The organism is Caballeronia sp. LZ029 (genome assembly GCF_031451275.1).
GTDB lineage: Bacteria > Pseudomonadota > Gammaproteobacteria > Burkholderiales > Burkholderiaceae > Caballeronia > Caballeronia jiangsuensis.
Genome location: NZ_JARUXO010000042.1, coordinates 1 through 427 on the forward strand (window position 1 = coordinate 1; position 427 = coordinate 427).

Consider the following 427-nt stretch of genomic DNA (forward strand, 5'->3'; position numbering starts at 1 on the left):
CTACGACGATCCGGTCAACGGCTTCTATGCCGTGGGCGAATGCTCGTGCGTTTCGGTGCACGGCGCGAACCGTCTGGGCACGAACTCGCTGCTCGATCTCGTCGTGTTCGGGCGTGCCGCGGGCAATCACATCATCAAGCACGCAAAGGAACTGAAAGAGCACAAGCCGCTGCCGGCCGATGCCGCCGACTTCGCGATGGAACGCCTCGCGGTGCTGGAGAAATCCACTTCGGGCGAGTACACGCAGAACATCGCCAACGATATCCGCGCGTCGATGCAGGCGCATGCGGGCGTGTTCCGCACGTCGAAGCTGCTCGAAGAAGGCGTGGGCAAGATCGCGGAACTGGCCGAGCGCGTGAAGCACGTGCATCTGAAGGACAAGTCGAAGGTGTTCAACACGGCGAAGGTCGAGGCGCTGGAACTGGCG

Annotated in this window: 1 protein-coding gene; it reads left to right on the plus strand. The window is 62.5% G+C overall.

Features of this window, described 5'->3' with window-relative positions; genetic code table 11:
- Positions 1 to 427: FAD-binding protein (locus QCE73_RS33960; protein WP_309885331.1), on the plus strand; the 427-nt coding region annotated here is incomplete at both ends.